This window comes from Shewanella sp. 8A, from assembly GCF_023475945.1.
Taxonomy (GTDB): domain Bacteria; phylum Pseudomonadota; class Gammaproteobacteria; order Enterobacterales; family Shewanellaceae; genus Shewanella; species Shewanella xiamenensis.
In genome coordinates, this window is sequence record NZ_JAMDJP010000056.1 from 1 (window position 1) to 8,762 (window position 8,762).

At 48.5% G+C, this 8,762-nt stretch carries 8 protein-coding genes; all 8 read right to left on the reverse strand.

The genetic code is table 11. From position 1 onward, the window contains the following. Positions 1 to 120: 120 nt before the first annotated feature. A complete protein-coding gene (locus tag M0413_RS22180; RefSeq protein ID WP_218677847.1) occupies positions 121 to 363 on the reverse strand; it encodes a hypothetical protein in 243 nt (80 codons plus the stop codon). Between the two features lie 634 nt (positions 364 to 997). Continuing rightward, on the reverse strand, positions 998 to 2,026 hold the full coding sequence (locus M0413_RS22185; RefSeq protein WP_249555667.1) for a methyltransferase: 1,029 nt from the start codon (positions 2,024 to 2,026) through the stop codon (positions 998 to 1,000). 218 nt (positions 2,027 to 2,244) lie between these two features. Continuing rightward, positions 2,245 to 3,627 carry an alkaline phosphatase gene (locus M0413_RS22190; protein WP_088586108.1) on the reverse strand — a complete coding sequence of 461 codons (1,383 nt, stop codon included), beginning with the start codon at positions 3,625 to 3,627 and terminating at the stop codon, positions 2,245 to 2,247. A 73-nt stretch (positions 3,628 to 3,700) separates the two neighbouring features. After that, positions 3,701 to 4,648 (reverse strand): glutathione synthase, encoded by a 948-nt coding sequence (gene gshB, locus M0413_RS22195; RefSeq protein ID WP_249555663.1) that lies wholly within the window; start codon positions 4,646 to 4,648, stop codon positions 3,701 to 3,703. Between the two features lie 85 nt (positions 4,649 to 4,733). Beyond that, the gene (gene rsmE / locus M0413_RS22200; RefSeq protein ID WP_037414496.1) at positions 4,734 to 5,465 is read right to left on the reverse strand and encodes a 16S rRNA (uracil(1498)-N(3))-methyltransferase; all 732 of its coding nucleotides are present in this window, start codon (positions 5,463 to 5,465) and stop codon (positions 4,734 to 4,736) included. An 8-nt stretch (positions 5,466 to 5,473) separates the two neighbouring features. After that, complete coding sequence (gene endA / locus M0413_RS22205; protein ID WP_249555669.1) at positions 5,474 to 6,250, reverse strand: endonuclease EndA; 777 nt, start codon at positions 6,248 to 6,250, stop codon at positions 5,474 to 5,476. Positions 6,251 to 6,376: 126 nt separating this feature from the next. Next, entirely contained in the window at positions 6,377 to 6,991 is a 615-nt protein-coding gene (locus M0413_RS22210; protein ID WP_249555665.1) for a SprT family zinc-dependent metalloprotease, read from the reverse strand. A 179-nt stretch (positions 6,992 to 7,170) separates the two neighbouring features. After that, positions 7,171 to 8,328, reverse strand: coding sequence for a PA0049 C-terminal domain-containing protein (locus M0413_RS22215; RefSeq protein WP_037414502.1), 1,158 nt, complete (start codon positions 8,326 to 8,328; stop codon positions 7,171 to 7,173). Positions 8,329 to 8,762 lie beyond the last annotated feature (434 nt).

Genomic DNA, 8,762 nt, shown 5'->3' on the forward strand with positions numbered 1-8,762 from the left:
CTATCCGAACCAGAAAACAGGTTAGGCGTTCTAAATGAACCGCCCTGTGCGGAGCCGCATGCAGGGTGGTGTGGGGGCTGGAGGCTAAATACCTCCGGCTACCCGATTATGAGCTGAGCGCTACTTAAGAAATTCGTTTTCATCAATATCAGCCAACCCAATCTCATCTAGTGGTATTTCAAAGGATTCCGCTTGTTGCTGCATTAAAGTAACAAAGCGATGAAACCCCATCATGTACCCTGTTTTGAAATCTTCTTCATTGGTGCCTTTTGCGGCCACATGATCCTTAATTGCTTCGCGTGCATACTCTTTGGTAATTGCGCCAAGATCACCAAGGTAATTCTTATACTTTTCTTTGCTCATGCATCGATCTCTTAGGGCTCATAACAGCTTATTCATGCGCATGCGCGTTTACCTCGTTGGAGCAGTGAAAACGCGCACAGTTAACTATCTGTATACAAAGAACTTATCAGCTTTCTGCCGCTTTTCATATAAGTAATCCATCTGGAAAAACGCGCATGCGCGTTTTACAAACCTATTAACTATAAGTCAGCTACTATAGTCAATTGATTTTATAGCATTTTATTTGTTAAAAATGGAGTTAATGCGCACCGATATTGTCTTCAAATCATTCAAAAATACCTAAATTTAAATATGACGGTATACCCATACATTGTTAGTCGATTTCTGGTAAGGCCAAACATAGGCAAATAGATAAGAATTTGTATCGCAACAGGAGTGAAAATTTTCGATTGAGCTAACGAGCCGAAGCACGGAATGGAGCATTAGCTTTTTAGTTAGATGAAATGTTCAATGGTAATAAATGCTATTTAAGAGATGGCAGCGTTAACTTGTTTGTTGGGGGATTTTTGATTTCAAAATGGGCGTATTCGATAGGGACGGCGTTATTCTCTTAATTCTTAACGAGCCTTTATTCCTTGGTGCATCCTAGAGTCAAATTAAGTTAGCCCCACTCATAATCGAGCGGGGCGAAAGATTAGGCCTGCTGGAAGGAATAGAGTTTGTACTTGTTGTTCTCCGCTGGCACTGTTAATTGGCCGAACTCGGCGGCGATGGTGTCCGAATAGGGTAGGTGGCGGTTAGCGACGATTTGCCAAATCCCTTTAGATTGTAATTGCTTGGCGCTATCGGCGACAAAGCGTTGGGCAATGCTAGTGGTGCTGGCAAGGCCATCGTGGAAGGGAGGATTGGAGATAATACCGTTGAATTTTCCACTGGTTTGCGCTAATCCATCGGAGGGATAGACCTTGGCCGTCATGCCGTTTGCAGCCAGTGTAAGTTCGCAGGACGCCAGCGCCATGGCATTGATATCAATACATTCTAGCGACAGCGTCGGTTGTGCCTTTAACAGTGCCGCGGCAATCACACCGGCGCCGCAACCAAAATCCAGTACTCGGCCTGAAAGCGTTGGCAGATGCGACAGCAATAGCTCTGTGCCTTGGTCTAAATGCTTCTCGCTGAACACACCGACTAAGTTGCAGATGGTGATATTGCCCTGCGGGGTGGCGAGTTGATACTGGCTAGTCCAATCGCTGAGTTTAATCGCGGGCGCAGTATCGATTAGGCTGCTGCCAAAGAGTAGGCAATGGCGCGCGTTATCGAGTTTGACGCCAGTGGCAAAGTATTTCGGCAACAGTTTGACTAAGGATTTAACCCCGCCTTTGTTCTCACCCACGACTAAGAGTTGGCCATCGGCCACTAAATGCTGAGCGGCCAGATTAAACAAATAGGGCGCTAACGGCTTAGCCTTAGGAAAGTACACAATCACAGTGTCGTACTTATCCTGGTGGGGCAGTTGATGGCCAAAATAGCAGCGCAGTTTGCCATTGGCCTGCGGCGCTAAATGCAGATAATGGTGGTAATCCAAGGCGAGGGCATCGACGGACTGGGCGACATCGAGTAGCGCTTTGGGCAGTGAATCTGCCTCATGGTTTAGCACTAAGACTTTATGTTGGCTCAGGGTTTCCTGATTGCGGATAATGACTTGCGATGGATTCGTTAACACTGCATGGCTACCGTAAAAAATAAGTGCGGGCATTATACCCCTTATTCGGCTGCGAGCCAGCCTGCATGCCGCCGACTTAAGGGATGCGGCAAAACAGCGCTCACTCGAACGGTGCGGACTGAAAGCCAATAAAAAAGGCAACTGTGTTAATACGGTTGCCTTTTATCTGTTAGCTGGCGCGATATTCGATTGGCTTATTTTTAGCTAATCGCAGCAAATCAACCCTGTGGCTGCACTGGTGCTGGGGCTGGAGTTGATACCTGTACCGGGGCTTTTGGCTTTTTAGGCTTAGGTAGCAGGCTAAAAATCTTATTGGCGATATCAGTATTGTCCTGATGACCGTTAAACAGCCCTGCTGCGGGACCTGCGGCAAACACTTGCACATCGGTGCCAGTGTGTCCGTCCGTTGTCCAACCCGTATCGGTACGTTTATCAATCACATGACGAATAGCCATTGCCATGGTTTCTAAGCCCTGCATTCTGGCTACATTGAGTTTAGCCAGTTCTTCTTCCGTTAATTCAAAGCCTAAACCACGGGATAAGTCGGCTTGCCAGGTCTCGCCACCGATAGCGGCTTGCGCTAAGGTATCTGAACTGGCGGAAATATTGCGCAGGATCTCAGGATTCCAGTTGTAATTTCCATCGACACCAATCGATAAACCGCCGGTATTATGGTCGGCGGTGATCACCATTAAGGTATCGGGATTTTGGCGTACGAATTGCTCAACGACTTCAATGGTGTTGGCAAACTCATCCATTTCGCCCATAGCGGCGGCGATATCATTGTTATGTCCCGCCCAGTCGATAAGGCTACCTTCGACCAGCAGTACAAAACCTTGATCATTTTGCGACAGTAAACTGAGGGCTTTTTGGGTCAAGGTGCTAAGTTTTTTAGCATCTTTTTCATCGATAGCCCAAGGCAGTTGTACTTCGGCAAACAAACCTAAGACCTTAGGCTGGGTAATGCTGGCCAGATCATCAAAGCGGGTAATGTGTTGATAGCCCTTGGCGGTAAATTGGGCCAACAGCTCGGGTGGAAAGTACTTTTGCCCACCACCTAAAAACACATCGGCGTTGGTGTCGAGATAACTTAATGCCAGTGCATCGTAATTTTTACGGCTTTCGTTATGGGATAAAAATGCTGCTGGTGTGGCATGGTTAATTTGTGAGGTAACGGCAACCCCAGTGCTCAAGCCTAAGGATTTGGCTTTTTCAAGAATGGTGGGCAGTGGCTGTTTTTGGGTATCAACCGAGATGGCGCCGTTATAGGATTTGACTCCTGTCGCGAGGGCGGTTGCGGCGGCGGCCGAGTCGGTCACATAACCACTGACACTGGCGGGATACGTGCTTGCCATGCCAACCAATAAACGGTCAAAGACGGTTTGTTCGACTTCTTCGGTATCTGGATTGTCCTTGTAATAGCGATAGGCACTGGTATAGGAAGGCCCCATGCCGTCGCCAATCATAATCACAATATTTTTGGGGCGTGATGGCGCCTTGGCTGGGCCCGTCTCATTCGCCCCAGCTTCCGCTGCAAATACGGGGCTTGAGAGCCATAAACTCATACCAAGCAGTAACAGTGGCGCTTTGGTGAAACTCATATCAGATCCCTAGAAGTCGTAGGCGCTCTTAAGGCGCCTTCAATGAATATTATTATCTTGTAGGTGTACAAGCTTACTGGGTGAGACGGGCTTCGATGGCATCGAACAGCATGCCAGTAATGTCCACATCAAATGCCGCTTGGATTTCACGGATACAGGTTGGGCTAGTGACGTTAATCTCGGTCAGCTTGTCACCAATCACATCCAGACCCACAAAAATCAGCCCGCGTTTTTTAAGCTCTGGGCCAATGGCGCGCGCGATTTTCCAATCTGAGTCCGATAGCGGTTGGGCAACACCGCTGCCGCCTGCGGCCAAGTTACCGCGGGTTTCGCCTTTTTTAGGAATCCGCGCCAAGGCGTAGGGCACGGGCTCGCCATCCACCACCAGAATGCGCTTGTCGCCCTTGGTGATTTCAGGAATAAAGGCCTGCGCCATTGCGTATTGGTTGCCATATTGGGTTAAGGTTTCGATGATCACCCCAAGGTTAGGGTCGTCCTGCTTGACGCGGAAAATCGAGGTGCCGCCCATGCCATCTAGTGGCTTGAGGATAATATCGCCCTTGGCTTGGTGGAACGCGCGGATCCGGTTGGCATCGCGAGTCACAATGGTCTCTGGAGTAAATTCGCTAAACCATGCGGTGAATAGTTTTTCGTTGGCATCGCGCAAGCTTTGTGGCTTGTTGACGATTAATACACCTTGTTCTTCGGCGCGCTCTAACATGTAAGTGGCGTAGATATATTCGGTATCGAACGGCGGGTCTTTACGCATTAACACCACGTTCAGATCGCTCAGTGGCGTGTCTTGGGCATCGCCCAGTTCAAACCATTTATTGGCATCGTTGATGACTTTTAATGGACGCATATTGCCCATGGCTACGCCATTGACCATAGCAAGGTCGGCCATTTCCATATAAAACAGCTGGTAACCCCTTTCCTGCGCCGCCATCAGCATGGCAAAACTGGAGTCTTTCTTAATGTTGATCTCACTGATGGGGTCCATCACTATGCCGAGTTTTATCATTAATCTGTTCCTTATTGGTTGCCGTCGCAGGCAAAAAGCATTTATGGATTAGCCAGTAATCAATTCGCTAGTTAGCGGTTAACCTTTAACCTAAATCACCGAATCTAAGTTGCAGCGCGGTAATCGCCGTGAGTGAGGCGGTTTCAGTGCGCAGCACTCGGGGGCCGAGTAACACGTCGGTAAACTGATAGGTTTCCGTCATAGCGATTTCTTCCGCCGATAATCCCCCTTCGGGACCGATCAGTAGGCGTACGCGGGTATGGGATAAATCTAACCCATTGATACCGTGCGCTGCCCTTGGATGCAAGTTGAGTTTGAGTGCGCTGGTCGGTTCGCTGCACCATTGCTGTAATTCCATGGCGGGGCGAACGATGGGCACTTGGCTACGGCCAGATTGCTCACAGGCGCTGATCACAATCTTTTGCCATTGCTGGATTTTCTTTTCGAGACGCTCACCAGTGAGCTTGACGCCGCAGCGGTCAGAAAATAGCGGCGTGATGGTATTTACGCCTAGCTCAACGGATTTTTGAATGGTGAACTCCATCCGATCGCCGCGGGAAATCACTTGGCCTAAATGCAGGTTGAGGGGCGACTCCGATGGATTGGCCTCACAGGACAGCACTTTTACCGTGACCGATTTTTTACCCGCATCGACAATTTCGGCAAGATAATCATTACCATCGCCATTAAACAGGCTAATTTGCTCGCCACTGCCCATACGCAGCACTTTGCCGATATGGGCTGCGCCATCTTCGTCTAGATTCAGCTGTTGGTTTACGGCTAATGGCTGAGGTTGATAAATTCTTGGAACTCTCATTGTCGACCTTATTCGGCTAATTGTTGGCGCAGTGGTGGTGCATTGCAGGCATTCTGCACAAAGGGATTATGATTACCTTGGATCTGCGCTATGGCGTTATCGCGTTTGCATTCAATAGTATCAACTGGATAGCTTTTATCCCATGCTTTGAACAATTTTAATTGCTGTGAGGCGATTTTAAGGCCATAGGCCTGCTGCATATACAGGTAAGTGCGGGCAATTTTGCCACGGGCGTGAGCGGGCGGCTGGGCTTGGCGATTCTTAAAGTCGATAACCATAGCGCATTGACCATATTGGTCGGCCTTACCGTTCCATTGGCTAAAACGGAAGTTGCTGCGATCGCCGTTCACTTCACCAATCGCGGGCACCAGATTGTGCATATCCGCTTCCATCTTATTGAATTCTTGGCTGTTATCGGCGCAGTTTTTACGGCCGCCCTTTTGCCAGCATTGTAATTGGTGACCAAATTCCCATGCAGGGACGATATGCTCCCACTCGATACGGTTGGCGCGGGTTTCTTGTTTACGCACTTGATAACCGCAGCTATTGAGATCGGGCTTCCAGGATTTGCCCTTAATTTGGATATCACAGCCACAGTAAAAACTGACCGCGGGCAAGGTGCCTTGGCGAGTGCCTTGGTATAAGGATTGAGACAAGACCTTGGCTTGGCTAAAACTATTGGGGTGCGAAGGAGAGGCATTGGCTGAGGCCAACACCGCCAGCCAACTGAATAGGCACAGCAAGGTTTGCCGAGACCTTAAGGCTATCTTGGAGTTGTTCAATATTTATCCCAAAAATAATCAATACTACGCGAGCCTGTGGCTCGTCTTTTATGTCTGAATGGTAAGGGAAATACTGCGTCCTATGCAAATCGCTCGTACTTTTGGCCGAGGATTTTTACGCTATGTGGGTTATTCGGCTGCTTCGGTAAAGGTGAGGTGGGTATGGCAGCGTTTGCACAGATAACGGGTTTCACCACGCAACACTTTATTATGGCGGCGAATACTTAGCCGAACTGGGCCGCAGGCACAGCGGTACTCAAAGTCTTTCCCTTTAACCGACTGAGTATCGAAACTGTGGGTGGTATTGGGGCTTACCTTAAACAGTTTGATCATGATGGATTGCCACTCGCGGCCATGGGGTTTGGTTTTGCCAAAGAGTTGGAAGCAGAGTAAATGGCTGATTTCGTGGGGCACCACTTCGGCTAAAAAGGCTTCGCTATTTTCCTTGAGTAATACGGGATTAAAGCGTAGGCGATTCTGTTGTAAATGGGCTGTGCCCGCACTCCGTCCCCGCAGGGTAAATTGGGTCAGCGGCCGCGCAAATGGACGCTTAAAGTAGATTTCTGCCTGCTGATAACAGTCTTCGATACGCGTAAGGATTTGCTGCTGCACTGGTGTCAGTGGCTTTGGCTGGTGTTGTGGCGTGTTGGTTTTCGCCATCTTGGTCGCAGTCGGCGTGGTGATACTCGCGGATGAGATAGCTTTACGGCGCAGGCTATTGAGTAGGGATCTCGGGTTAAACATAGATTTAGGCGTTAACTCATTATTCTGCAAAGCATCAAGTAAACAATATCTCTCGCTATCGCAAGGCATCTATTCGGATTTCACGAGTCCAAAACCCTTATGCAAGGTGGCTCAACAAGCGTTTTGGCAAGCGTTCGCATCATAACCAACGCTTGCTGACAATGCCAGTATTGCGGCGGTTATAGGCTCGCCGCGGCCTGCATCACCATAGTACGCACTTGCTCGACAATGGCTTGTTCGGTGGGGTTGTCGTAGCCTTTTACCCTCGGGGTGTGGATATGGCCCACCTTAGCGCGGCTATTGAACTTTTGCTGTAACACAATGGCGCGATAAGAAATCTCATTAGAGAGATACCCACCACCAGAGCCTTCGACCGAGGTTTCATTTTGCAGCTCACTTAGGGAGCTGGCATTAAATTCGCCGCGAGCTAGGGTGGTCACAGTATGGTTATCGTTGACTTTCCATTGGCCGTCTTTGACCTGCATGGCGGCGACGGGCAATGAAAACTCAACAAATTCAGGGCCGATAAAGTCTTTACCGTTGAGTTTGGGGGCGACAGGCGCGGTTTTGCTTGCGCCTGTGTATAGATTTTGGTTATCGGGCGCTGCTGCACTACGGTTACGGCCTGGGAAGCGTTCAATATCAAAGTCGCTGCGCCCCATGCTGACGGTAAAGACAAACTGGGTTTTAGGGTCGCGATAAATGGGGCTGAGTAAGGATTCGATAATACCTTGGTCGAAATCCTCGAAGCGAACTGGGATCATGGCGGTTTCGATTTGGGCCTTTTTGCCATTGATATCAAATTTAAAACCATCGAGGGCGAGGGCCACTAAGCCCGAAGGATTGCTCTGACTGATATCTTTGTCGAGGAAGAAGGGGTCGAAGCCTGTGAGGAAGATTTTAATTTGGACATCGTCATCGTATTGGATATCACTGAAGCCTCGCGATGCCTTCTCTACGGCGCTGGCTAAAATCTGTTGCTGCCAATCAGCCATTTTAAAGTTAGCACTGTTGTTTTTAAGGCTATTTAACATTGACAGTCGCGCCCAATACAGGGATCTGTCATCAAAGTGTCCAGACTGCACATCACGCACGGCCTGTTGCCATAATCTATGTCCTTGGCGCGCGGCAAGTTGGGTAGCGTCGCGTTCATTTTTCTGTGCGGATAATTGATTCGCTAAGCCTTCATCCAAGGCTTGATAACGGTTTACCACTTCAGCCATGACTTTTTCAGCGGTAGGAATGCGAGACACTTCCACATCGCCGAGGAGTTGTACGGCACCAGCGGTTTGCGCCACTGTGCTAGCGAGGATAAAAGCGAGGCAGGGCTTTAACATTGGCGTTTCCTTTTTATTTTAATCACTTATTTTGCTGGAAATAGACGATGTTTCTAGGGCGTTCAGGCTTACTTCATCTTAGAAATAATGAAACTTATGCCAAAAAGCCACAATGATTGTTTTGAGTATAAGAGTTTACCTATAGTGATTCGAGGATCTTATTCCTATTTTGCATATCAGATCGATACTGACGAGTTGCTATGATTTTGGACTGGCGTTTAGTTGGGATGGCTAATAGTTAAATCTTGTAAAGTTTGTGCCTGATTGTTGCCACAATTGGTCAGCAGTTTGCTATGGAATGAGAGAGCAGAGAATGATAAGCTTAGCACTTAATTTGTATGGATATATTGCATTAAGCAAGGGGACGTTATGCGTGTATTAGCCTTATCGGCTGTGTTTTTGGTGGCATCGATTATCGGAATGCCTGCGGTAGC

Bases quoted from the DNA above. Each gene is read 5' to 3' on its own strand.
- M0413_RS22180 (WP_218677847.1), bottom strand. From the start codon at position 363: ATGAGCAAAGAAAAGTATAAGAATTACCTTGGTGATCTTGGCGCAATT.
- M0413_RS22190 (WP_088586108.1), bottom strand. From the start codon at position 3,627: ATGAGTTTCACCAAAGCGCCACTGTTACTGCTTGGTATGAGTTTATGG.
- gshB (WP_249555663.1), bottom strand. From the start codon at position 4,648: ATGATAAAACTCGGCATAGTGATGGACCCCATCAGTGAGATCAACATT.
- rsmE (WP_037414496.1), bottom strand. From the start codon at position 5,465: ATGAGAGTTCCAAGAATTTATCAACCTCAGCCATTAGCCGTAAACCAA.
- M0413_RS22210 (WP_249555665.1), bottom strand. From the start codon at position 6,991: ATGTTTAACCCGAGATCCCTACTCAATAGCCTGCGCCGTAAAGCTATC.
- M0413_RS22215 (WP_037414502.1), bottom strand. From the start codon at position 8,328: ATGTTAAAGCCCTGCCTCGCTTTTATCCTCGCTAGCACAGTGGCGCAA.